Origin of the sequence: Streptomyces sp. NPDC007983, from assembly GCF_042958345.1 — a bacterium.
Classification (GTDB): domain Bacteria; phylum Actinomycetota; class Actinomycetes; order Streptomycetales; family Streptomycetaceae; genus Streptomyces.
Genome location: NZ_JBIBJI010000006.1, coordinates 73,743 through 97,543 on the forward strand (window position 1 = coordinate 73,743; position 23,801 = coordinate 97,543).

The window sequence follows — 23,801 nt, forward strand, 5'->3', positions numbered from 1 at the left end:
GCGCCGCGGCCACGCTGACCAAGGCGGCCGGGCCCGGCCCCCGCCCACCCGGCACGGCAGGCGGCGGCCTCAGACGCCTCGCCGACCTGCGCAACCTCTCCCTCCTCGGCGTGCTGGCCGCCCTCGCCATCGTCGGCGGCATCACCAAGCCCGACGAGTTTCTGAGCACGGACAATCTGCAACTCGTCCTCACCCAGGCGTCCGTCATCGGCGTCGTCACCGTCGGCGTCACGTTCGTCATCACCAGCGGCGGCATCGATCTGTCCGTCGGGGCGATCGTCGCGCTCGCCTCGGTGTGGGCCACCACCCTCGCCACCCAGGACTACGGCTTCGGCGGCATCCTGCTGTGCGCCGTGCTCGTGGGGCTCGGCTGCGGCCTGGTCAACGGGGTGCTCATCGCGTACGGCGGCATGGTGCCGTTCATCGCCACCCTCGCGATGCTGGCCTCGGCGCGCGGCCTCGCGCTGCAGATCAGCGACGGCAAGACGCAGGTCGTGAACGTCAAGCCGGTCCTGGACCTCGGGCTCCGCGACTCCTACGTCCTGGGCGTCCCGCCGCTGGTGATGATCTTCGCCGCGGCCACGGTCCTCGGCTGGCTGCTGCTGGGCCGTACGACCTTCGGACGGCGCACCGTCGCCATCGGCGGCAACCCGGAGGCGGCCCGGCTCGCGGGCATCGACGTACGGCGCCAGCGGCTGCTGCTGTACCTGCTGTCCGGGCTGTGCTGCGGCATCGCCGCGTTCATGCTGGTCGTCCTCACCGGTTCCGGCCAGAACACCAACGGCAACCTGTACGAACTCGACGCCATCGCCGCCGCCATCATCGGCGGCACCCTGCTCAGCGGCGGCCGCGGCACCATCACCGGCTCCGTCCTCGGCGTCCTCGTCTTCACCACCATCACCAACCTCTTCGCCCTGAACAACCTCCAGAGCGATGTCCAGCAGATCGCCAAGGGCGCGATCATCGTCGCCGCCGTCCTGGTACAGAAGGGTCGTTCGACGTCATGAACCACACCCCGGGAAACACCACTCCCAGCCGGAGAAACCTCCTCCTGGGCACCGCCGCGGCGGGCGCGCTGTTCGCGGCGGGCTGCACCAGCAACGAGAACAACGACAACAAGGACGAGGGCAAGCAGCCCGCGGCCGGCGCCGACACCAAGCCCGGCAAGAAGGTCACCGTCGGCTTCGCCGGGCCGCAGGCCGACCACGGCTGGCTCAACGCCATCAACGAGCAGGCCGAACGGCGCGCCAAAGAGTACGAGGACGTCACCCTGGTGGCCACCGAGGGCTCCAACGACACCGCCCAGCAGATCGGCCAGATCGAGACCCTCATCAACAAGAAGGTCGACGTCCTGGTCATCCTGCCCGCCGACGGCAAGGCGCTCACCCAGGTCGGGCTGAAGGCGATGAAGGCGGGCATCCCCGTCGTCAACCTCGACCGCGTCTTCGCCTCCCCGCAGGCGTACCGCTGCTGGATCGGCGGCGACAACTACGGCATGGGGCTCAACGCCGGGCGCTACATCGGCGAACAGCTCAAGGGGAAGAAGAACGCCAAGGTGGTGGAGCTGGCCGGGCTGGACAACCTGGAGCTGACCCGCCAGCGCACGGCCGGTTTCGACGACGCCCTCAAGAACTACCCCAACATCAAGAAGGTCGGCCGCCAGGCCGCCGAATTCACCGTCGAGTCCGGCCAGTCGAAGATGGCCCAACTGCTCCAGGCCCACTCCGGCTTCGACGCCCTGTGGAACCACGACGACGACCAGGGCGTCGGCGCCGAACGCGCCATCCAGCAGGCCGGGCGCGACGACTTCCTGATGGTCGGCGGCGCGGGCGCCAAGCGCGCCATGGACGCCATCAAGGCCGACAACACCGTCCTGAAGGCCACCGTCCTGTACCCGCCGACGATGGCCGCCTCCGCCATCGACCTGGCCCGCGCGCTCGGCCAGGGCAAGGGCGTCGGGGGCCTGGCCGAGCTGGAGATCCCCGCCTCCCTCACCCTCTACTCGGCCGTCGTGACCAAGGACAACGTGGACCAGTACCTGCCCACCGGATTCAGCTAGGCCCCATCTCCACCTCGCATCCGCCGCGATCTGAGAGGAGCCACATGGAACACCCCGAAGCGCAACACGGAGCCCACGGCCTCGGCATCGGCATGGTCGGCTACGCCTTCATGGGCGCCGCCCACTCCCAGGGCTGGCGCACCGCGGGCCGCGTCTTCGACCTCCCCCTCCGCCCGGCCATGGCCGCCATCTGCGGCCGCGACCCGGACGCCGTGCGCGCCGCCGCGGACAAACACGGCTGGGCGGCCGCCGAGACCGACTGGCGCGCCCTGATCGCCCGGGACGATGTGCAGCTGGTCGACGTCTGCACCCCCGGCGACAGCCACGCCGAGATCGCGATCGCCGCGCTGGAGGCGGGCAAGCACGTGCTGTGCGAGAAGCCCCTCGCCAACTCCGTCGCCGAGGCGGAGGCCATGGCCGACGCGGCACGCCGGGCCCGGATGCGCGGACAGCGGGCGATGGTGGGCTTCAACTACCGTCGTACGCCCGCGATCGCGCAGGCCCGCCGCATGGTGGCCGACGGCCGGATCGGCGTGTTACGCCACGTACGGGTCAGCTACCTCCAGGACTGGATCGTGGACCCGGAATTCCCCCTGGTGTGGCGGCTGCGCCGGGAACTGGCGGGCTCCGGCGCGCTCGGTGACCTCGGGGCGCACATCGTGGACCTCGCGCAGTACCTGGCGGGGGAACGGCTGGTCGGCGTCTCGGCGCTCACCGAGACCTTCGTACGGGAACGTCCGCTCGTCGCCGAGGGCCCCGGCGCGGCGGCCGCGCGCGGCCCGGTCACCGTCGACGACGCGGCCCTGTTCACCGGCCGCCTCGCCTCCGGCGCGCTGGCATCCTTCGAGGCCAGCCGCTTCGCCGCCGGGCGCAAGAACGCCCTGCGCATCGAGCTGAACGGCGACCACGGCTCGCTCGCCTTCGACCTCGAACGGCTCAACGAGCTGTCCTTCCACGACCACACCGCACCCGCCGCCGACTCCGGCTTCCGCCGCATCCTGGTCACCGAGCCCGACCACCCCTACCTGGAGGCCTGGTGGCCCCCGGGCCACGCCCTCGGCTACGACCACACCTTCGTGCACCAGGCGCGCGACATGGTGGCGGCCATCGCCACCGGAACGGACCCCGAGCCGTCCTTCGAGGACGGGCTCCAGGTGCAGCGGGTGCTGGCCGCGGTCGAGGAGAGCGCCGAGAAGAACTCCGTCTACACCCCCGTGCCCGCCTGAGGAGGAGGCCCGCATGCCCAGACCCTTCACCCTCTTCACCGGCCAGTGGGCGGACCTGCCGCTGGAGGAGGTCTGCCGCCACGCCCGCGACTTCGGCTACGACGGCCTCGAACTCGCCTGCTGGGGCGACCACTTCGAGGTCGACCGCGCCCTCGGCGAACCCGGCTACCTCGACGGCCGCCGCCAACTCCTCGACAAGTACGGCCTCCAGTGCTGGGCGATATCCAACCACCTGGTGGGCCAGGCCGTCTGCGACCACCCCATCGACGAACGCCACCGGGCCATCCTCCCCGCCCGCATCTGGGGCGACGGCGACGCGGAAGGCGTACGGCAGCGTGCCGCCGCCGAGATGGCGGACACCGCCCGCGCCGCGGCCGCCTTCGGGGTGCGCACCGTCATCGGCTTCACCGGCTCGTCCATCTGGCACCTGGTCGCCATGTTCCCGCCGGTGCCACCCGGCATGATCGACCGTGGCTACGAGGACTTCGCGACCCGCTGGAACCCCATCCTGGACGTCTTCGACGCCGAGGGAGTGCGCTTCGCCCACGAGGTCCACCCGAGCGAGATCGCGTACGACTACTGGACGACCCACCGCGCCCTCGAAGCCGTCGGCCACCGCCCCGCCTTCGGCCTCAACTTCGACCCCAGCCACTTCGTCTGGCAGGACCTGGACCCGGTCGGCTTCTTGTGGGACTTCCGCGACCGGATCTACCACGTCGACTGCAAGGAGGCCCGCCGCCGCCTCGACGGCCGCAACGGCCGCCTGGGCTCCCACCTCCCCTGGGGTGACCCCCGCCGCGGCTGGGACTTCGTCTCCGCCGGCCACGGCGACGTGCCCTGGGAGGACGTGTTCCGCATGCTGCGCTCCATCGCGTACGACGGCCCGGTCTCGGTGGAGTGGGAAGACGCGGGCATGGACCGCCTCACGGGCGCCCCCGAGGCCCTGCGCCACCTGAAGTCCTACGACTTCGACCCCCCGACGGCCTCCTTCGACGCCGCCTTCGGCGGCGACTGACCAGCCGGGCCTGCCCCGCCACGCGGCGGAGCGGCACATCGGATGCCGCGGGAAGGGGCGGGGCGGGGGAAACGCCCCCGCGCCGGCCCCCTCGGCTTTGTCCTCCCCGCGGACCAAGCCAACCCACTCCACGTCAAAGGGGTTTCCGAACCGGACAAACCCCGCTACCGTCCTTGAGATGTACCGGTCACACGGGCCCCCTCACCCCGAACCGGTCACCGAACGGCGCGACGGCGCGCGCCTGTGCCAGGCCGGGCGGCCAACGGCCCCCGTCCGTACACCCCCCTCTTTCCCCGGAGGATCAGCGTGCACAGGAAACGGCATGGACTGCGCGGCTCCCTCGCGCTCCTCACGAGCTCCCTGCTCGTGGGCGCGGGGCTCGCGTTCACCGCACCCCCCGCACAAGCGGGCGCAGAGCAGGCGGAGGAGAAGTTCCAGCAGGTCACGCTCGCCAAGGGCGAGGTCGAGACCGGTGAGCCCATGTCGCTCGCCGTCCTCCCCGACCGCTCGGTGCTGCACACCTCCCGCGACGGCACCCTGCGCCTGACCGACGCGGCCGGCGACACCAAGGTGTCCGGCAAGCTCCCGGTCTACTCACACGACGAGGAGGGGCTCCAGGGCGTCGGCATCGACCCCGGGTTCCAGCAGAACCGCGCCATCTACCTCTACTACGCACCCCCGCTGGACACCCCCACCGGCGACGCCCCCAACAACGGCACGGCCGCCGACTTCGCCACGTTCGACGGCGTCAACCGCCTCTCCCGCTTCACCCTCGATCCCGACGGCACCCTGAACACCGGCAGCGAGAAGAAGGTCCTGGAGGTCCCCACCGCCCGCGGCATCTGCTGCCACGTCGGCGGCGACATCGACTTCGACGCCGACGGCAACCTCTACCTCTCCACCGGCGACGACACCAACCCGTTCGCCTCCGACGGCTTCACCCCCATCGACGAGCGCCCCGACCGCAACCCCGCCTACGACGCCCGCCGCTCCGCGGGCAACACCAACGACCTGCGCGGAAAAATCCTGCGGATCAAGGTGGCGGCGGACGGCTCGTACACCGTCCCGGACGGCAACCTCTTCCCGCCCGGCACCGACAAGACCCGCCCCGAGATCTACGCGATGGGCTTCCGGAACCCGTTCCGGATGAGCGTCGACAAGCCGACCGGCACGGTCTACGTCGGCGACTACGGTCCGGACGCGGGCGCCGCCGACCCCAAGCGCGGCCCGGGCGGCGCGGTCGAGTTCGCCCGCGTCACCAAGCCCGGCAACTTCGGCTGGCCGTTCTGCGTCGCCGACAACAAGCCGTACCTGGACTACGACTTCGCCACCGGCACCTCCGGACCCGCCTTCGACTGCGCCGCGCCGGAGAACACCTCGCCGCACAACACCGGGCTGACCGAGCTGCCGCCCGCCCAGCCCGCCTGGATCCCGTACGACGGCGACTCGGTGCCCGAGTTCGGCACCGGCTCCGAGTCGCCGATGGCCGGCCCGGTCTACCGCTACGACGCCTCGCTCGACTCCCCGGTCAAGTTCCCGGAAGCCTATGACGGGGACTTCTTCGCGGGCGAGTTCGGCCGCGAGTGGATCAAGCGGATCGAGCAGGGCCCGGACGGCACCGTGCAGAAGATCAACGACTTCCCGTGGACCGGCACCCAGGTCATGGACTCCGCCTTCGGCCCGGACGGCGCGCTGTACGTCCTCGACTACGGCCTCGGCTACTTCAACGGTGACGAGCACTCCGCGCTCTACCGCATCGAGAACGCCACCGGCGGATACTCGCCGATCGCCGAGGCCGCCGCCGACCGTACGTCCGGCAAGGCGCCCATGAAGGTCGCGTTCAGCTCGGCGGGCACCGCCGACGCCGACGGCGACACGCTCACGTACCGCTGGGACTTCGGCGACGGCCACACCTCCACCGCCCCCAACCCCACCCATCGGTACACCAAGAACGGCACCTACACCGCCACCGTCACCGCCACGGATCCCTCCGGCCGCAGCGGCAGCGCCGGCGTGCACCTCACGGTCGGCAACACCGCCCCCAAGGTGACGCTGCAACTGCCCGGCGACGGCCAGCTGTTCACCTTCGGCGACGAGGTCCCGTTCAAGGTGAAGGTGACCGACCCCGAGGACCGCACCATCGACTGCGCCAAGGTCAAGGTCACCCATGTCCTCGGCCACGACAGCCACGGCCACCCCATCACCTCGGCCACCGGCTGCTCCGGAACGCTCAAGACCAGCGCCGACAGCGAACACGACCCCAACGCCAACATCTTCGGGGTCTTCGACGCCGAGTACACCGACAACGGCGGGGGCGGCCAGCCGCCGCTGACCACCCACGACCAGAACGTCGTCCAGCCCCGGCACCGCCAGGCCGAGCACTACGGCGACTCCCAGGGCGTCGACGTCATCAACCACGCCCCGGCAGGCGGCGGCAAGACGGTCGGCAACATCGACAACGGCGACTGGATCGCCTTCACCCCGTACCTCCTCGGCAACGCCAAGGACTTCACCGCACGCGTCTCCTCCGCCGGCGCGGGCGGCACCCTCGAAGTGCGCACCGGCTCCCCGACCGGGCAGCTGCTGGGCCGGGCCACCGTGCCGGTGACCGGCGACTGGGAGACGTTCCAGGAGGTCAAGACGGTGCTGCGGAAGCCCCCGGCCCGTACCACCACGCTCTACCTCGTCTTCAAGGGCGGTGCGGGAGCGCTGTACGACGTGGACGACTTCACCATCGGCACCGGCTGACCGCCCACGGTCCGGTCCCGGGGCGGCACGCCCGCCCCGGGACCGGGCCCGCACCCGGAGGAAGGAGTACCCGCCCATGCCCCCGCACCGCTCCAGACGCACACCCCGCTTCCGCTTCCGTTTCCCACTTCTCCGCACGTCCGCCGTGGCCGCCCTGCTGCTCGCCGCCACGGCCCTCCCCCCGGCGGCGGCCTCCGGCCCAGGTGAGGACCGCGTCCTCGTCTTCTCCAAGACGGCCGCCTTCCGCCACGACGCGATCCCCGACGGCATCGCCGCCATCCGGGAGCTCGGCGCCCAGCACGGCTTCGCCGTCGACGCCACCGAGGACGCCGCCGCCTTCACCCGCGCCAGCCTGGCCCGCTACGACGCCGTCGTCTTCCTCTCCACCACCGGCGATGTCCTCGACGCCGAGCAGCAGTCCGCCTTCGAGCGCTACATCCGGGCGGGCGGCGGCTACGCCGGGGTGCACGCGGCCGCCGACACCGAGTACGACTGGCCGTTCTACGGCGGCCTCGTCGGCGCGTACTTCAAGACCCACCCCGCGATCCAGCAGGCCACTCTCGCCGTCGAGGACCGCGCCCACCCGGCCACCGCGCACCTGGGCGCGGCCTGGCAGCGCACCGACGAGTGGTACGACTACCGAAGCAACCCGCGCGACCGGGCCCACATCCTCGCCACCCTCGACGAGACCTCGTACGAGGGCGGCGGGATGGGCGAGGACCACCCCATCTCCTGGTGCCAGGACTCCCGCGGCGGCCGCGCCTTCTACACCGGCCTCGGCCACACCAAGGAGTCCTACGCCGACCCCGCCTTCCGGCAGCACCTGCTCGGCGGCATCCGCTACGCCACCGGCGCCGCCCGCGCCGACTGCCGCCCGGAGCGCGGCTACCGGTCCCTGTTCGACGGCACGTCGGTGGCGGGCTGGAAACAGGCCGGGCCCGGCGGCTTCACCCTCGACCCGGCCACCGGCACCCTCACTTCGACGGGCGGCATGGGCCTGCTCTGGTACGAGGCGCGCGAGCTGGGCTCGTACTCGCTGAAGCTGGACTGGCGCATGTCCGGGGCCTCCGGGGACGACAACTCCGGTGTCTTCGTCGGCTTCCCCGCCTCCGACGACCCCTGGTCGGCGGTCGACCGCGGCTACGAGATCCAGATCGACGCGACGGACGCCCCGGAGAAGACCACCGGCGCGGTGTACGGCTTCCAGTCCGCCGACCTCGCCCGGCGGGACGCGGCGCTGAACCCGCCGGGGGAGTGGAACACGTACGAGATCCGGGTGCGCGGCGAACGGCTCCAGGTCTGGCTCAACGGCGTACGGATCAACGACTTCACCAACCACGACCCGGTGCGCAGCCTGCGCAGCGGCTATATCGGCATCCAGAACCACGGGGACGGCGACGCGGTCGCGTTCCGCGACATCCGCGTCAAGGAACTGCCGTCCTGACCACCTGACCGGTCCTGATCGGCCGCCCATCGGCCCGAGGGGAGCCGTAGGGCGGCGTCAGGCGGCGGGGAGGAGTACGCCGTCTCCTCCCCGCCGCGGCGGGGCCTCCGGCCCGGCAACAGGAGGGGTGGTCACGCCCGGCGGCCCCGGGCGGCACCGCACCCGCGCCACCGGACCCTGCCCCCGACCCGCATCACACCGCCGCACCCGCACCACCCCAACCCCCCTACCGCCACCGCCACCGCGTACCCGCACCTGACCGTCATCCGGGAGGCAGCCAGTGACCACCGGCCCCGACACCACCCACCCCGACCCCACTCGCACCCCGGGCGGCGGCCTCCGCACCGGCATCTGGCTCATCGGTGCGCGCGGTTCGGTCGCCACCACCGCCGTCGCCGGGTGTGCCGCCGTCGCGGCCGGGCTGCAACCCGCGACCGGGATGGTCACCGAGACCGCGCCGTTCGCGGACAGCGCTCTGCCCGCGCTCGGCGATCTGGTCTTCGGTGGCCACGACACCGCCACCACCCCGCTCCCCAAGCGCGCCGAGGCGCTGACCGCCGAAGGCGTTCTGCCCTACGGGCTTCCCGACGCCGTACGCGCCGAGCTGACCGCCGCCGACGACGCGATCCGCCCCGGGGGACCGCAGCCCGGGGACACCCGCGGCGACGACGAGCTGATCGACGCCTTCGCCCACGACCTCGGCGCGTTCGTCCGTACGCACCGCCTCGCCCTGGCCGTCGTCGTCAACGTGGCCTCCACCGAACCGGCCCCCACCGCCGGTGGCGACCGGCTGCCGCCCAGCTCCCTCTACGCCTCCGCCGCGCTCCGCGCCGGGTGTCCGTACGTCAACTTCACCCCCTCCACCGGGCTGCACCACCCCCGGCTGCGCGCCGAAGCGGCCCGCTCCGGCCTGCCGTACGCCGGGCGCGACGGCAAGACGGGGCAGACCCTGCTGCGGTCCGTGCTCGCGCCGATGTTCGCGCAGCGTGCCCTGCCCGTACGGGCGTGGTCCGGCACCAACCTGCTGGGCGGCGGCGACGGCGCCGCGCTCGCCGACCCCGCCGCCGCGGCCGCGAAGAACGCGGGCAAGGCGCGCGTCCTCGCCGACACCCTCGGCGAACTCCCCGACGGCCGGTTGCACATCGACAACGTGCCCGCGCTCGGCGACTGGAAGACGGCCTGGGATCACGTCGCGTTCGAGGGCTTCCTCGGCTCCCGTATGGTCCTGCAGACCATCTGGCAGGGCTGCGACTCGGCCCTCGCCGCGCCCCTCGTCCTCGACCTGGCCCGCCTCACGGCCCGCGCACACGAGGCGGGTCTCACCGGGCCGCTCACCGAACTCGGCTTCTACTTCAAGGACCCGGACGGCGGCCCGTCCGGCCTCGCCGACCAGTACGCGGCCCTGACCGGGTTCGCGGCCCGGCTGCGGGAGCGGTCGTGACGCCGTCACGAGCGCGGGCCTGGGCGGAACTCCTCAGGGTCTCCGCCCTGTTCACCGTCCCCGGCGACGCCCTCGCGGGCGCGGCGGCCACGCGGACCGCCCCGAACCGGGGCACTGCGTTCGCCATGGGCGCGTCGCTGTGCCTGTACGAGGCGGGCATGGCGCTCAACGACTGGGCGGACCGCGACATCGACGCCGTCGAACGCCCCCGGCGCCCCCTGCCGTCGGGCCGTATCACCCCGGCCGCCGCCCTGACCGCCGCGACCGGCCTGACGGCCGCGGGCCTGGTGTGCGCTGCGCTGGCGGGCCGCCGGGCGCTCGCCACGGCCACGGCCCTGGCGGGCACGGTGTGGGCGTACGACCTGGGGCTGAAGAACACCCCGGCGGGCCCGTACGCGATGGCCACGGCCCGATCGCTGGATCTGCTCCTGGGCGCCACCGCCACCGCGCCCGCGCCCACCCGGCACGTCCTCCCCCCGGCCGCTCTCCTGGGCGCCCACACCCTCGCCGTGACGGCGGTCTCCCGCCACGAGGCCACGGGCGGCACCTCGAAGACCCCCCTGGCGGCCCTGGCCACGGCCACGACGATCGCCTGGGCGGCCACCAGACCCCCCACCCGCCCGGCCCCCACGAAGGACCGCCGCCCTCGAGCCGGCCGCACCGGCGGCGGCCCGCCCGCCGGCCGCCCGGCCCTACCGGGCCTGGCCACGGCGGCGATCGGCGCCGCCTCGCCGGGCCGAGCCCCGGGGGCCGGCCCGCGCTCGGGCATCGGTCCGGTGACCGACCCGCAGCCCACCCGAACGCGCGCCCGCACCCACCCCCTCGCCTCCGCCGCACTCGCCGCCACCTACCTCGCCACCGCCGCCCGCCCCTTCGCGCACGCCGCGCTCAATCCCTCCCCCCACCTCCTCCAGCGCGCCGTCGGTGGCGGCATTCGGGCGATGATCCCGCTGCAGGCGGCGCTCGCTCAGCGGGCTGGGGCGGGGCGGGCCGGGGTGGGGTTGCTTCTGCTGGTGCCCGTCGCGCGGCGACTGTCCGGAAAGGTCAGCCCGACATGAGCAACCTCCGCTTCGCGTACGGCACCAACGGCCTGACCGACCTCCGGCTCGACGACGCGCTCGCCCTGCTCGCCGACCTCGGCTACGACGGGGTTTCGCTCACGCTCGACCACATGCACCTCGACCCCCTCGCCCCGGATCTGGCCGCCCGCACCCGGCGCGTCGGGCAGCACCTCGCCCGGCTCGGGCTCGGCGTCGCCGTCGAGACCGGTGCGCGGTATGTGCTCGACCCGGGGCGCAAGCACCACCCCACGCTGCTCGATCCCGACGCCGGGGCCCGCGCCGCCCGCGTCGATCTGCTGTTGCGCGCCGTGCGGGTGGCGGCGGAGCTGGGGGCGCGGGCAGTGCACTGCTTCAGCGGGGTGCTACCGCCGGGGACGGCCGAGGACGCCGCGTGGCAGCGGCTGGCCGACGCCCTCCACCCCGTGCTGGAGGCCGCCACGTCCGCGGGCGTTTCCCTGGCCGTCGAGCCCGAGCCGGGGCATCTGCTGGCCGATCTCGCCGGGTTCCACCGGCTGCGCCGGGCGCTGGGCGATCCGCCCGCCCTCGGGCTGACGCTCGACGTCGGCCACTGCCAGTGCCTGGAGCCGGAGCCGCCCGCCGACTGCGTACGGGCCGCTGCGCCGTGGATCCGCCATGTGCAGATCGAGGACATGCGGCGCGGCGTGCACGAGCATCTGCCGTTCGGGGAGGGCGAGGTGGACGTCCCGCCGGTGCTGGAGGCCCTGCGGGCCATGGACTACCGGGGCCTGGTGGGCGTCGAACTGCCCCGCCACTCGCACGCCGGGCCGGCGCTGGCCCGCTCCTCCCTGGCGTACCTCAAGGCGGCGGAGCGGGCCACCGCCCAGGGAGGCGTCCCATGCTGAGCGCGACCGTACGCGACCACCTGGACGGCGATGCCCGCGCCTGGCTGGACCGGGCCCTCGCCGAGGCGGCGGCCCAGGGCCCCACCGCCACCTGGGAGGCGGACTTCGCCGCCGCGGGACGCCACTGCGGCCGCGGCCGCGAACTCGCCGACGCCACCCGCGTCCTGCTCCTGCATGCGGCCCGCCCCGACGTGCCCACCCTCACCCGCCTCTACACCCACGGCACGGCCGCCGAACGCCGGGCCGTCCTCCTCTCCCTGGCCCACCTCGACCCCGGCCCGGACGCACTCCCGCTGGTCGAGGACGCGCTGCGCACCAACGACACCCGCCTGCTGGCCGCCGCCGTCGGCCCGTACGCGGCCCGGCATCTCGACGCGCACGGCTGGCGGCAGGCCGTACTGAAGTGCCTGTTCACCGGGGTGCCCCTGGACGCCGTGGCCGAGTGGCCGGCCCGCGCCCGGGGCGACGCCGAGCTGGCCCGCATGCTGACCGACTACGCGCGTGAACGCACCGCCGCCGGGCGGGACGTGCCCCCGGATCTGACCCGCGTCCTGGCGCCGGCGGAACACAAGACCCCCGAGGAGCCCTGATGCGCATCTTCGACCCGCACATCCACATGACCTCCCGCACCACGGACGACTACGAGGCCATGTACGCCGCGGGCGTGCGCGCCCTCGTCGAACCGTCCTTCTGGCTCGGTCAGCCCCGCACCTCGCCCGCCAGCTTCTACGACTACTTCGACGCGCTCCTCGGCTGGGAACCCTTCCGCGCCGCCCAGCACGGCATCGCCCACCACTGCACGCTCGCCCTCAACCCCAAGGAGGCCAACGACCCCCGCTGCCTCCCCGTCCTGGACGAGCTGCCGCGCTATCTCGTCAAGGACGGAGTGGTCGCCGTCGGCGAGATCGGCTATGACGCGATGACCCCCGCCGAGGACACCGCGCTCGCCGCGCAGCTCCAGCTCGCCGCCGACCACGGGCTGCCCGCCCTCGTACACACCCCGCACCGCGACAAGGCCGCGGGCCTGGCCCGCACGCTCGACGTCGTCCACGAATCCGCCCTCCCCACCGACCGCGTCCTGCTCGACCACCTCAACGAGACCACCGTAAAGGCGGCCACCGACAGCGGCTGCTGGCTCGGGTTCTCGATCTACCCGGACACCAAGATGGACCCGGACCGCATGGTCCGCGTGCTGCGCGAGTACGCCGGCGAACGGGACCGCATCCTGGTGAACTCCGCCGCGGACTGGGGCCGCAGCGATCCGCTGAAGACACGCCACGTCGGGGAGGCGATGCTCGCGGCGGGCTTCACCGACGACGACGTCGACCAAGTGCTGTGGCGCAACCCGGTGGCGTTCTACGGGCTCAGCGGGCGACTGGACCTCGACGTCGAGGACACCACACCCCAAGCCACCCACGAGGGGAACTCCATCCTCCGCGGCGCGCCGGTCACGACGGAAGGCCGGTGACCCCATGCGCTTCCGCCACCCCGACGGCTCCACCGTCCACCTGGCCTACTGCACCAACGTCCACCCCGCCGAGGACCTCGACGGCGTCGTGGACCAGCTCCGCCACCACTGCGAGCCGGTACGCCGCCGCCTGGGCCGCGACCGGCTCGGCATCGGCCTGTGGCTGGCCCGCGACGCCGCCCGCACCCTGACCGCCGACCCGGCCGCCCTCCGCCGGCTGCGCACCGAACTCGACCGGCGCGGCCTGGAGGTCGTCACCCTCAACGGCTTCCCGTACGAGGGGTTCGGCGCCCAGGAGGTCAAGTACCGCGTGTACCGGCCGGACTGGACGGAGGCCGAGCGGCTGACGCACACCGGCCAGCTGGCCCGACTGCTGGCCGCCCTGCTCCCGGACGACGTCACCGAGGGCAGCGTCTCGACCCTGCCGCTCGCCTGGCGCACCCCGTTCGACCCCGCCCGGCGGCGGGCCGCGCTCGGCCACCTCACCACGCTCGCCACGCGGCTCGACGCGCTCCAGGACCTCACCGGCCGCTCGATCCGCATCGGACTGGAACCCGAGCCGGGCTGCACCGTGGAGACCACCGCCCAGGCCATCGACGCGCTGACCGCGCTGCCCGAAGGGCCGCCCCGGCAACGCGTCGGCCTCTGCCTGGACACCTGCCACCTCGCCACGCAGTTCGAGGACCCGCAGACCGCAACCGCCGCCCTCACCGCGGCCGGTGTGCCGATCGTCAAGGCGCAGCTCTCGGCCGCGCTGCACGCCGAGGAGCCGCACCACCCCGCCGTACGCACCGCCCTGGCCGCGTTCGCCGAGCCGCGCTTCCTGCACCAGACCCGCACCCGCACCCCCCTCGACGGCGTACGCGGCACCGACGACCTCGACCAGGCCCTCGCGCCGGGCGGGCTCGACACCACCGCCCCCTGGCGCTCCCACTTCCACGTGCCGCTGCACGCCCCGCCCGAACCGCCGCTCACCTCCACCCTGCCCGTCCTCACCGACACCCTCGCCCAGCTGGTCGGCGGCCCGGCGCCGCTCACCCGCCACCTGGAGGTCGAGACGTACACCTGGCAGGCGCTGCCGACCGAGCTGCGGCCCCGCAACCGCGACCGGCTGGCCGACGGCATCGCCGCCGAACTGGCCCTCGCCCGCGACCTGCTGACCGACCTCGGCCTCAAGGAGCTGCCATGAGCACCACGCCGGCCCCGGAGCCCCTCCTCGTCCTCGACGTCGTCGGCCTCACCCCGCGCCTCCTGGCCCATATGCCCCGGCTCCGCGCCCTGGCCGACTCCGGTTCGTACGCCCCGCTCGGCACCGTGCTGCCCGCCGTCACCTGCGCCGCCCAGTCGACGTTCCTCACCGGCGCCACCCCCGCCGAACACGGCATCGTCGGCAACGGCTGGTACTTCCGCGAACAGGGCGACGTCCTGCTCTGGCGGCAGCACAACGGCCTGGTCGGCGGCGACAAGCTGTGGGACGCGGCCCGCCGCGCCCACCCCGGCTACACGGTCGCCAACATCTGCTGGTGGTACGCGATGGGCGCGGACACCGACATCACCGTCACCCCGCGCCCGGTCTACTACGCCGACGGCCGCAAGGAGCCCGACTGCTACACGCGGCCGCCCGCCCTGCACGACGAACTCACCGCCGCCCTCGGCACCTTCCCCCTGTTCCACTTCTGGGGCCCGGGCGCCGACCTGGTGTCCACCCGGTGGATCATCGACGCGACCCGCCACATCCTGCGCCACCACCCCACCGACCTCACCCTCGCCTACCTCCCCCACCTCGACTACGACCTCCAGCGCTACGGCCCCGACGACCCCCGCTCCCACGCTGCCGCGGCCGCGCTGGACACCGCCCTCGGCCCGCTGCTCGACGACGCGCGGGCCCGGGGCCGTACCGTCGTGGCACTGTCCGAATACGGCATCACCCGGGTGTCCCGCCCCGTGGACATCAACCGGGCGCTGCGCCGCGCCGGGCTGCTGGAGGTGCACACCCAGGACGGCATGGAGTACCTGGACCCGGGCACCTCCCGCGCCTTCGCGGTCGCCGACCACCAGCTCGCACACGTCTACGTACGCCGCCCCGAGGACCTGCCCGCCACCCGGGCCGCCCTCGACGGCCTGCCCGGCCTCGCCGAACTCCTGGACGACGAGGGGAAGAAGGCGCAGGGCCTGGACCACCCCCGCGCCGGGGAGCTGGTCGCGGTGGCCGAGCCGGACGCCTGGTTCACGTACTACTACTGGCTGGACGACGACCGCGCGCCCGACTTCGCCCAGCTGGTGGAGATCCACCGCAAGCCCGGCTACGACCCGGCCGAACTCTTCCTCGACCCCGTCGACCCGTATGTGCGCGTGAAGGCGGCCACCGCGCTGGCCCGCAAGAAGCTCGGGATGCGCTACCGGATGGCCGTCGTCCCGCTCGATCCGTCCCCGGTGCGCGGCAGCCACGGAAGGCTGCCGGAGCGCGACGAGGACGGGCCCGTGCTCATCTGCTCCCGGCCGGACGCCGTACCCGGCCGGGTGGCCGCCACCGACGTCAAATCCCTGCTCCTCCGCCTCGCCGGTCTCGACTCCAACGGACACAACTGACAGGAGACACGCACTGTGAAGAGCGCCCCGAACCCGGAACTCGCCGCAGCCCTCCGCCGCCGCGGATTCCTCGGCGTCGCTGCCGGAGCCACCGCGGCCACCCTGCTCGGCACGACGCCCGCACAAGCCACCACCCACGGCAGGCGCGGTCCGATCGTCCCGCGCGGCCACCTCGGCATCCAGCTCTACACCCTCCGCGACCAGGTGCAGTCCATCGGCTTCGCCCGCGTCTTCGAGGAGCTGGCGGCCTACGGCTACGACCAGGTGGAGTTCGCCGGATACACCCAGGGGCCGGCGGGCGCCATCACCCTCAAGGAGCTGAAGCGGCTGCTGCGGGACAACGGGCTGCGCGGCATCGGCAGCCACGTCGGCTACTACTCCGACGACCCGAACGCGTACACCTTCGCCACCAACCTCACCAAGGTGCTGGACGAGGCCCAGGCCCTCGGCCTGCCGCACATCGGCACCGCGTCCGGCCCCTGGCGCTACGGCACGACGGTCGACGGCTGGAAGCGCTGCGCCGAGGACTTCAACACCTACGGCGCGGCCGCGAAGGCGCGCGGGATGAAGTTCTACCAGCACAACCACGCCGAGGAGTTCTCCTTCGCCACCGACCGGCCGGACGTCCGCCTCTACGACGTGCTGCTCGCCGAGACCGACCCGGAGCTGGTCCACCTGGAGATGGACATCTACTGGGCGTACGTCGCCCGGCACCGCTTCGGCAGACGAGCCGACGGCACCCCGGCGCCGTTCGAACCGCTCGACTACGTGCTGGCCGACCCGGACCGCTATCCGCTGTTCCACGTCAAGGACGGCGAGCGCGACGACACCGTCCCCGACGGCTACCGGATGGTGGACGTCGGGGACGGTGACATCGACTACGTACGGTTCCTCGGCAAGGTCGGCAGGACCCACGGGGGGCGCCGGAACCACCAGTGGATGGTGGAGCACGACAACCCGGCGAACTCGCTCACCACCGCCCGCCGCTCCGCCCGCTATCTGCGCACGGGGCGGTGCGGCGACTGACCGCGCGGACGGCCTTCACACCGCCTCGCGGCTGATCGGCCGCGGGTTCGGGGCGATGTCCCGGACCCGCGGCCGGCCCGGCTGCCGCAGCAGCAGGGCGACGGCGGCCGCCAGCATGGAGATGCCACCGGCGAGCGCGTACGCCCCGTCGTATCCCCAGTCGTCGACCACCATCGAGCCGAGCCCGCCGCCGAACAGCCCGCTGATCAGCTTTCCGCTGTACACCAGGCCGTAGTTGGTGGCGTTGTAGTTCTCGCCGAAATAGTCCGGGGTCAGGGCCGCGAACATCGGGTAGAAGGCGCCGCCGCCGAATCCGGAGAGGAAGGCGAAGAACAGGAACAGCCACTCACTGCGGATGTTGCCCGCCCAGATCACCCCGAATTGCGCCAGCCCCAGCACCACGATGACGAACACCAGGGTCGTCTTGCGGCCCCAGAAGTCCGACAGCCAGCCCACCACCCCGCGGCCCACGCCGTTGATGACGGACATGATGCCCATCGAGGAGGCCGCGACCAGCGGGCCGAAGCCCACTTCCTTGGCGTAGTCGACCTGGAAGGAGATGCCGAAGATGGACACCCCGGCGGTCAGCACGAGCGAAAGCCACATCAGGGGCAGCATGCCCGAGCGGATGGCCTCCTTCGGGGTGTACTGGCGCACCGCGGGCGGATTCTTCGCCAGGCTCTTCGCTCCCTTGGCGTTGCCGCCGAAGGTGAGCGGATCGATGTGCACCGGCCACCAGTTCTTGGGCGGGTCCTTGAAGAACCAGCCGCAGACGGCGACGACGGCCAGCACATAGACGCCGATGAAGTCGAGTATCCCGTGGTAATTGCCGGTGTCGAACCAGTAGTTGAAGATGAAGATGAAGGGCAGCGAGCCATAGGCGAAGCCACCGTTCACGAATCCCGTCTTCGCCCCGCGCCGCTCCGGGAACCACTTGCCCACCATGTTGATGCAGGTGGCGTAGACGAGTCCGGAGCCCAGCCCGCCGATCACGCCGAAGCCGCAGATCGCGGCGAAAACGTCGTCCAGATGCGACAGGGCGAGGAACCCGACCAGGCAGAGCCCCGCCCCCGACAGCATCGCCCGGCGGGCGGTCAGGATGCCCTTCTCCCTTAACCAGCCCGCCGGGAAGGCGATCCCGGCCTGGAAGAAGACCCAGACGCTGAGGATCCAGAAGGTGTTGCTCTGGGTCCAGCCGTGGGCCTCCGAGAGGGTGTCCTCCGCCGAACCGTACGCGTACTCGGACACGCTGATGGCCATCATCGCGATCCACGGCAGATACACCATCAGCTTCCGGCTGAAGCCGAGAATGTCGCGGTCCGTCTCGCCGACGCGATACACGCGCCCCTTACCGTCGTGCACTTCCCGGAAGGCGGCAATTCCCTCCGGTCGTTCTTCTGTGCTCATGTGCGTCCCCTTGGCTTCGAAGTAACCCGGCCAGGCCCCCTGTTCCAACCCTTCGTGCTGCGGAGAACGGGTGCGTTTACGTGAGCAGCCCCGCCGACCGGGCCCAGCGGTATTTCGCGCCCAGCGCGGCCACCGGCTTTTCCGTGGTGTACGGATAGGCGACGACGCCGCGCTCGAAGAGGTACTGGCTCGCCTCCTCGACCTCGGTGTCGCCCGCGAGCGAGGCCACCACCGGTTTCGCGATGCCGCGCTCCCGGAATTCCGCCACGATCCGCGCCGTCAGCTCGGCGAAGACCATGGGCGGGGTGACGATGGTGTGCCAGTAGCCGAGGACGAGCGCGTGGATGCGCGGGTCCTCAAGACCCAGCCGGATGGTCGCCTCGTACGTGGACGGCGGCTCGCCGCCGGTGATGTCCACCGGGTTCCCGGCCGCGCCGAACGGCGGGATGAAGCGGCGGAAGGCGGCGTCCAGGTCCGCGGGGATCTCCATCAGCGACAGCCCGTTGTCCACGATGGCGTCCGACAGCAGCACCCCCGACCCCCCGGCGCCGGTGATGACGACGACGTTGTCACCCTGGGGCGTGGGCAGCACCGGCAGCGCCCGCGCGTACTCCAGCATCTCGTTCAGCCCCGGCGCCCTGATCACCCCGGCCTGCCGCAGGATGTCGTCGTACACCGCGTCGTCCCCGGCCAGCGCGCCGGTGTGCGACCCGGCGGCCCGCGCGCCCGCCGCCGTACGGCCCGCCTTCAGCACCACCACCGGTTTGCGCGGCACGGTCGCGCGCGCCGCCTCCACGAAGGCGCGGCCGTCCTTGAGGTCTTCCAGGTGCATCGCGATGCACTGGGTGTTCGGGTCCTCGCCGAACCAGGTCAGCAGATCGTCCTCGTCCACGTCCGACTTGTTGCCGAGCCCGACGATCGCCGAGACGCCGGTCTTCGTCGTCCGCGCGAAGCCCAGGATCGCCATCCCGATGCCACCGGACTGGGAGGTGAGCGCCACCGGCCCCTTGACGTCGTACGGGGTGCAGAACGTGGCGCACAGGTCCTGCCAGGTGGAGTAGTAGCCGTAGATGTTCGGCCCCAGCAGCCGCACGCCGTGCTCCTCGGCGATGGCCACGATCCGGTCCTGCAGCTCGTGCTCACCGGTCTCGGCGAAGCCGGACGGGATCAGCACCGCGTTCGGGATGCCCTTGCGGCCGACCTCCTCCAGCGCGGCCGGTACGAACTTCGCGGGGATCGCGAAGACCGCCACGTCCACCTCGCCCGGCACGTCCATCACCGACGCGTACGCCTTGCGGCCCAGGATGTCGTCGGCCTTCGGATTGACCGGGTGGATCTCGCCGGGGAAGCCGCCGTCGATGAGGTTGCGCATCACCGAATTGCCGATCTTGCCCGGCTCGTTGGAGGCGCCCACCACCGTCACCGAACGCGGCCGCATCAGCCGCCCCATCGTGGCCAGGATCTCCTCGCGGGAGTAGCGGCGGCGGGTCGATGGCTCGGCGTCGCCGATCAGCAGCCGTACATCGGCGGCGAGCACGCCGCTCCCGGTCGCGAACACCGGGTTGAGATCGACCTCGGTCACTTCGGGAAAGTCCGTGACCAGGTTCGACACCCGGACGATCAGATCGGCGAGCGCGTCCCGGTCCACCGGCTCCCCGCCGCGCACCCCGCGCAGCACCTCGGCGGCCCGGATGCCGTCCAGCATCGACAGCGCGTCGTCCCGGCTCGCCGGGGCCAGCCGGAAGGTGATGTCTTTGAGCACCTCCACCAGCACCCCGCCGAGCCCGAACGCGACCACCTTCCCGAAGGTCGGATCGGTGACCGCGCCGACGATCACCTCCTGACCGCCGTCCGGGACCATCTGCTGCACCTGCACGCCCCGGATGCGGGCCGTCGGGTCGTACGCGCGGGCGTTCGCGACGATCGCGGTGTACGCGCCGCGCACCTCGGCCGCCGACTTCAGCCCCACCCGGACCCCGCCCGCGTCCGTCTTGTGCGAGATGTCCGGGGAGACGATCTTGAGGACGACGGGGAAGCCGATCCGGTCGGCGAGCGCCACCGCGTCGTCCGCGCACTCGGCCAGCCCCTCGGCCGGCGTCGGTATGCCGTACGCGTCGGTGATCCGCTTGCCCTCCGGCGCGGTCAGCGTGCTGCGCCCCTCGGCCCGTACGGCGTCCAGCACCGCGCGTACGGTCTGCGTGTCGTATGTGGTCACCGTCAGATCACCCCGTTCGCCTTGAGCAGCCGCATGTCCTCGTCGCCGAGCCCCAGCTCGCCGTACACGTCCGCGTTGTGCTCGCCCAGCAGGGGGGAGCGGTCGACCTGGACGGGGGAGTCGGAGAGCTTGAGCGGGGAGCCGACCGTGGTGAAGGCCCCGCGCTCCGGATGGTCGACGCGGACGACCATCTCGTTGGCCGCCAGCGACGCGTCCTCGACGATCTCCTTGGTGGACAGGATCGGCCCGCACGGGATGTTGTGGGAGTTCAGCTGCTCCAGCACCTCCCACTTGGGCATCGTGCTGGACCACTCCTCGATCAGCTGGAACATCTTCGCCAGCTTCGGCAGCCGCGCCTCCGGCGTCGCCCACTCCGGGTCCTCGGCCAGCTCCGGGCGGCCGATGAGCCGGGTGATCGGCTCCCAGCCGACCGGCTGCACGATCACGTACACGTAGTCGTTGGGGCCGCCGGGCGCGCACTTGACCGCCCAGCCGGGTTGTCCGCCGCCGCTCGCGTTGCCGCTGCGCGGCACCTCGTCGCCGAAGCTCTCGTTCGGGTACTCGGCGAGCGGCCCGTGCGTCAGCCGCTGCTGGTCGCGCAGCTTGACCCGGCACAGATTGAGCACCGCGTGCTGCATCGCCACGTTCACCCGCTGGCCGCGCCCGGTGCGGGTGCGCTGGTAGAGGGCGGCCAGGATGCCCGCCACACAGTGCACCCCGGTGCCCGAATCGCCGATCTGGGCGCCGGTCGCCAGCGGCGGCCCGTCCTCGAAGCCGGTCGTGGACATCGACCCGCCCATGGCCTGCGCGACCACCTCGTACGCCTTGAACTTGGTGTACGGGCCCTCGCCGAACCCCTTGATCGAGGCGTACACGATCCGCGGGTTGATCTCCTGGATGCGCTCCCAGGTGAAGCCCATCCGGTCCACCGCGCCCGGCCCGAAGTTCTCCACCATCACATCGCTGCGGCGGATCAGCTCGGTCAGGATCTCCTTGCCGCGTTCGGACTTGGTGTTGAGGGTGATGCTCCGCTTGTTGCAGTTGAGCATCGTGAAATAGAGCGAGTCGACGTCCGGGATGTCGCGCAGCTGCTTGCGCGTGATGTCACCGGTCGGGGACTCCAGCTTGATGACGTCCGCGCCGAGCCAGGCCAGCAGCTGGGTGGCGGACGGACCGGACTGTACGTGCGTCATGTCGAGGACGCGGACGCCCTCCAGAGCCTTGGTCATGGTGGCGGGCCCCTTACTTGTACATGGTCTGGTTCATCGTTCCGGGGGCGTACGCGTCCGGGTCCACCCAGACGTTGATGAGCGACGGCTTGCCCGACTCGCGGGCGCGCCGCAGCGCGGGCGCGATCTCGGCGGGGTCCCGTACCTCCTCGCCGTAGCCGCCGAGCATCCGCGCGAACTGGTCGTACGGAACGTCACCGAGGGTGTTGCCGATCCGCTCCCGGGCGTCCCCGTACTTGGCCTTCTGGCCGTAACGGATCTGGTTCATCGAGGAGTTGTTGCCGACGATGCCGACGAACGGCAGGTTGAAGCGGACCAGCGTCTCGAAGTCCCAGCCGGTCAGCGAGAACGCGCCGTCGCCGAAGAGCGCCACCACCTCCTTGTCGGGGCGCGCATGCTTCGCCGCCATCACGAACGGCACCCCGACGCCGAGCGTCCCCAGCGGCCCCGGGTCCATCCAGTGGCCGGGCGTACGGGGCTGCACGACCTGCCCGGAGAACGTGACGATGTCGCCGCCGTCGCCGATGTAGACCGAGTCCTCGGTCAGGAAGTCGTTGATCTCGCTGACCAGGCGGTACGGATGAATGGGGGAGGCGTCGGAGCGCAGCTGCGGCAGTCGCTTCTCGATGGCCGTCTGCTCGGCCGCGCGCAGCTCGTCCAGCCACTCCTTGCGCCGGCGCGCCCCGCCGTTGATGCGGCCGGACGCCGCCTGGGTGACGGCTGACAGAATCTGATGACTGTCACCCACTATCCCGAGATCAATATCCCGATTCTTGCCGACCGTACGGTAATCCAGGTCGATCTGGACCACCGTCGCATCGGGGGACAGCCGCTTCCCGTACCCCATCCGGAAGTCGAACGGCGTACCGACGATCACGATGAGGTCGGCGTTGGAGAACGCGTACCGCCGGGACAGCTGGAAGTGGTGCGGATCCCCGGGAGGCAGCGTGCCGCGCCCCGCGCCGTTCATGTACGCGGGCACGTTGAGCGTCCGCACCAGCTCGATCGCGGCATCGGTCGCCCGGCACGTCCACACCTGGCTGCCCAGCAGGATCGCCGGCTTCTCCGCGTGCACCAGCAGATCGGCCAGCTTCTCGACCGCGTCCGGATCGCCCGCGCTGCGCGTCGACGCCCGATACGCGCCCGCCTTCGGCACCCGCGCCTTGTCGACCGGCACCTTGGCGTCCAGCACATCGCGCGGGATCTCCAGGAACGACGGCCCCGGCGCCCCGTGGAAGCACTCCCGGAACGCCATCGAGACCATGTCCGCGGCCCGCGCGGTGTCCGGCACGGTGGCCGCGAACTTGGTGATCGGCGCCATCATCTCGACGTGCGGAAGGTCCTGGAGGGACCCCATCTTGTGCTGCGTATGAGCCCCCTGCCCGCCGATCAGCAGCATGGGCGACTCGGCCCGGAAGGCATTGGCCACCCCGGTCACGGCGTCGGTGGTCCCCGGCCCGGCGGTGACCACCGCGCAGCCGGGCTTCCCGGTGATCCGGGCATGGCCGTCGGCGGCATGCGCGGCCACCTGCTCGTGGCGCACATCGATGACGTCGATGCCCTCGTCGACGCAGCCGTCGTAGATGTCGATGATGTGGCCGCCGCAGAGGGTGTAGATGACGTCAACGCCCTCCGCTTTGAGCGCCTTGGCGACCAAGTGCCCACCGGAGATGAGGTCCTGGCTGTCGTCGGGCATGGCGAATCGCGTCCCTTCGTAGGGGTCGGTGCGGTCTCGCTTGGATTGCATACAGTCGACGTTATTCTGTATGAAGCCCGTTATCCCGCATCGGCGGATCGATGTCCAGGGGGCGTACGTCAATCGTTCGATCAAGTCCGCGCGACCGCCGCCACGGCCACCGCCGCCACCCTGTGTGACCCCCTGTGCGCACGGCTCCGCCCGCCCCCGCGTCACCGCAGGTCGTCGCGGGCCCGGGCGCCACGCATACGGCGGTGAAACGCACCCCGAAACCTTGGTATCGTTGTCCATGTCGCCGCGGGCAGCCGCGGGGC

General features: G+C 72.1%; 18 protein-coding genes. 14 read left to right on the forward strand and 4 right to left on the reverse strand.

The window, feature by feature from the left end; all coding sequences use genetic code 11:
- Window positions 1-14: 14 nt before the first annotated feature.
- The 14 genes from ACFZCY_RS20125 (at window position 15) to ACFZCY_RS20190 (ending at window position 16,940) form a co-directional block, all read left to right on the forward strand.
- On the forward strand, window positions 15-1,007 hold the full coding sequence (locus tag ACFZCY_RS20125; protein WP_391175907.1) for an ABC transporter permease: 993 nt from the start codon (window positions 15-17) through the stop codon (window positions 1,005-1,007).
- Window positions 1,004-2,059 (forward strand): substrate-binding domain-containing protein, encoded by a 1,056-nt coding sequence (locus ACFZCY_RS20130; protein ID WP_391174656.1) that lies wholly within the window; start codon window positions 1,004-1,006, stop codon window positions 2,057-2,059. The genes ACFZCY_RS20125 and ACFZCY_RS20130 overlap by 4 nt, the downstream gene beginning before the upstream one ends.
- 44 nt (window positions 2,060-2,103) lie before the next feature.
- The gene (locus ACFZCY_RS20135; RefSeq protein ID WP_391174659.1) at window positions 2,104-3,285 is read left to right on the forward strand and encodes a Gfo/Idh/MocA family oxidoreductase; all 1,182 of its coding nucleotides are present in this window, start codon (window positions 2,104-2,106) and stop codon (window positions 3,283-3,285) included.
- Window positions 3,286-3,298: 13 nt separating this feature from the next.
- Complete coding sequence (locus ACFZCY_RS20140; RefSeq protein WP_391174662.1) at window positions 3,299-4,300, forward strand: TIM barrel protein; 1,002 nt, start codon at window positions 3,299-3,301, stop codon at window positions 4,298-4,300.
- 306 nt (window positions 4,301-4,606) lie between these two features.
- Window positions 4,607-7,048 carry a PQQ-dependent sugar dehydrogenase gene (locus ACFZCY_RS20145; protein ID WP_391174665.1) on the forward strand — a complete coding sequence of 814 codons (2,442 nt, stop codon included), beginning with the start codon at window positions 4,607-4,609 and terminating at the stop codon, window positions 7,046-7,048.
- A gap of 76 nt (window positions 7,049-7,124) precedes the next feature.
- The gene (locus tag ACFZCY_RS20150) at window positions 7,125-8,492 is read left to right on the forward strand and encodes a ThuA domain-containing protein (RefSeq protein ID WP_391174667.1); all 1,368 of its coding nucleotides are present in this window, start codon (window positions 7,125-7,127) and stop codon (window positions 8,490-8,492) included.
- A 280-nt stretch (window positions 8,493-8,772) separates the two neighbouring features.
- On the forward strand, window positions 8,773-9,933 hold the full coding sequence (locus ACFZCY_RS20155; RefSeq protein WP_391174670.1) for an inositol-3-phosphate synthase: 1,161 nt from the start codon (window positions 8,773-8,775) through the stop codon (window positions 9,931-9,933).
- The gene (locus tag ACFZCY_RS20160) at window positions 9,930-10,991 is read left to right on the forward strand and encodes an SCO3242 family prenyltransferase (RefSeq protein WP_391174673.1); all 1,062 of its coding nucleotides are present in this window, start codon (window positions 9,930-9,932) and stop codon (window positions 10,989-10,991) included. Before ACFZCY_RS20155 ends, ACFZCY_RS20160 begins: the two co-directional genes overlap by 4 nt.
- The gene (locus ACFZCY_RS20165) at window positions 10,988-11,857 is read left to right on the forward strand and encodes a TIM barrel protein (RefSeq protein ID WP_391174676.1); all 870 of its coding nucleotides are present in this window, start codon (window positions 10,988-10,990) and stop codon (window positions 11,855-11,857) included. The genes ACFZCY_RS20160 and ACFZCY_RS20165 overlap by 4 nt, the downstream gene beginning before the upstream one ends.
- Window positions 11,851-12,447 (forward strand): EboA domain-containing protein, encoded by a 597-nt coding sequence (locus ACFZCY_RS20170; RefSeq protein WP_391174679.1) that lies wholly within the window; start codon window positions 11,851-11,853, stop codon window positions 12,445-12,447. Before ACFZCY_RS20165 ends, ACFZCY_RS20170 begins: the two co-directional genes overlap by 7 nt.
- Complete coding sequence (locus ACFZCY_RS20175; protein WP_391174681.1) at window positions 12,447-13,325, forward strand: TatD family hydrolase; 879 nt, start codon at window positions 12,447-12,449, stop codon at window positions 13,323-13,325. Before ACFZCY_RS20170 ends, ACFZCY_RS20175 begins: the two co-directional genes overlap by 1 nt.
- A gap of 4 nt (window positions 13,326-13,329) precedes the next feature.
- Window positions 13,330-14,514, forward strand: coding sequence for a metabolite traffic protein EboE (gene eboE, locus ACFZCY_RS20180; RefSeq protein WP_391174684.1), 1,185 nt, complete (start codon window positions 13,330-13,332; stop codon window positions 14,512-14,514).
- Window positions 14,511-15,914: an alkaline phosphatase family protein gene (locus tag ACFZCY_RS20185; RefSeq protein WP_391174687.1), complete on the forward strand. Its 1,404-nt coding sequence runs from the start codon at window positions 14,511-14,513 to the stop codon at window positions 15,912-15,914. Before eboE ends, ACFZCY_RS20185 begins: the two co-directional genes overlap by 4 nt.
- A gap of 15 nt (window positions 15,915-15,929) precedes the next feature.
- Window positions 15,930-16,940, forward strand: a complete 1,011-nt coding sequence (locus tag ACFZCY_RS20190; RefSeq protein ID WP_391174690.1) for a TIM barrel protein — start codon at window positions 15,930-15,932, stop codon at window positions 16,938-16,940.
- Between the two features lie 15 nt (window positions 16,941-16,955).
- Here ACFZCY_RS20190 and ACFZCY_RS20195 read toward each other — a convergent pair whose 3' ends face one another.
- The 4 genes from ACFZCY_RS20195 to ACFZCY_RS20210 form a co-directional block, all read right to left on the reverse strand.
- The gene (locus ACFZCY_RS20195; protein WP_391174694.1) at window positions 16,956-18,347 is read right to left on the reverse strand and encodes an MFS transporter; all 1,392 of its coding nucleotides are present in this window, start codon (window positions 18,345-18,347) and stop codon (window positions 16,956-16,958) included.
- Between the two features lie 76 nt (window positions 18,348-18,423).
- On the reverse strand, window positions 18,424-20,562 hold the full coding sequence (locus ACFZCY_RS20200) for an acetate--CoA ligase family protein (RefSeq protein WP_391174696.1): 2,139 nt from the start codon (window positions 20,560-20,562) through the stop codon (window positions 18,424-18,426).
- Between the two features lie 2 nt (window positions 20,563-20,564).
- Complete coding sequence (gene frc, locus ACFZCY_RS20205; RefSeq protein WP_391174698.1) at window positions 20,565-21,791, reverse strand: formyl-CoA transferase; 1,227 nt, start codon at window positions 21,789-21,791, stop codon at window positions 20,565-20,567.
- Between the two features lie 13 nt (window positions 21,792-21,804).
- A complete protein-coding gene (locus ACFZCY_RS20210; RefSeq protein WP_391175909.1) occupies window positions 21,805-23,487 on the reverse strand; it encodes a thiamine pyrophosphate-binding protein in 1,683 nt (560 codons plus the stop codon).
- Window positions 23,488-23,801: the final 314 nt, after the last annotated feature.

Bases quoted from the DNA above. Each gene is read 5' to 3' on its own strand.
- ACFZCY_RS20185 (WP_391174687.1), top strand. From the start codon at position 14,511: ATGAGCACCACGCCGGCCCCGGAGCCCCTCCTCGTCCTCGACGTCGTC.
- frc (WP_391174698.1), bottom strand. From the start codon at position 21,791: ATGACCAAGGCTCTGGAGGGCGTCCGCGTCCTCGACATGACGCACGTA.
- ACFZCY_RS20170 (WP_391174679.1), top strand. From the start codon at position 11,851: ATGCTGAGCGCGACCGTACGCGACCACCTGGACGGCGATGCCCGCGCC.
- ACFZCY_RS20140 (WP_391174662.1), top strand. From the start codon at position 3,299: ATGCCCAGACCCTTCACCCTCTTCACCGGCCAGTGGGCGGACCTGCCG.
- ACFZCY_RS20150 (WP_391174667.1), top strand. From the start codon at position 7,125: ATGCCCCCGCACCGCTCCAGACGCACACCCCGCTTCCGCTTCCGTTTC.
- ACFZCY_RS20210 (WP_391175909.1), bottom strand. From the start codon at position 23,487: ATGCCCGACGACAGCCAGGACCTCATCTCCGGTGGGCACTTGGTCGCC.
- ACFZCY_RS20165 (WP_391174676.1), top strand. From the start codon at position 10,988: ATGAGCAACCTCCGCTTCGCGTACGGCACCAACGGCCTGACCGACCTC.
- ACFZCY_RS20135 (WP_391174659.1), top strand. From the start codon at position 2,104: ATGGAACACCCCGAAGCGCAACACGGAGCCCACGGCCTCGGCATCGGC.
- ACFZCY_RS20130 (WP_391174656.1), top strand. From the start codon at position 1,004: ATGAACCACACCCCGGGAAACACCACTCCCAGCCGGAGAAACCTCCTC.
- eboE (WP_391174684.1), top strand. From the start codon at position 13,330: ATGCGCTTCCGCCACCCCGACGGCTCCACCGTCCACCTGGCCTACTGC.
- ACFZCY_RS20175 (WP_391174681.1), top strand. From the start codon at position 12,447: ATGCGCATCTTCGACCCGCACATCCACATGACCTCCCGCACCACGGAC.
- ACFZCY_RS20195 (WP_391174694.1), bottom strand. From the start codon at position 18,347: ATGAGCACAGAAGAACGACCGGAGGGAATTGCCGCCTTCCGGGAAGTG.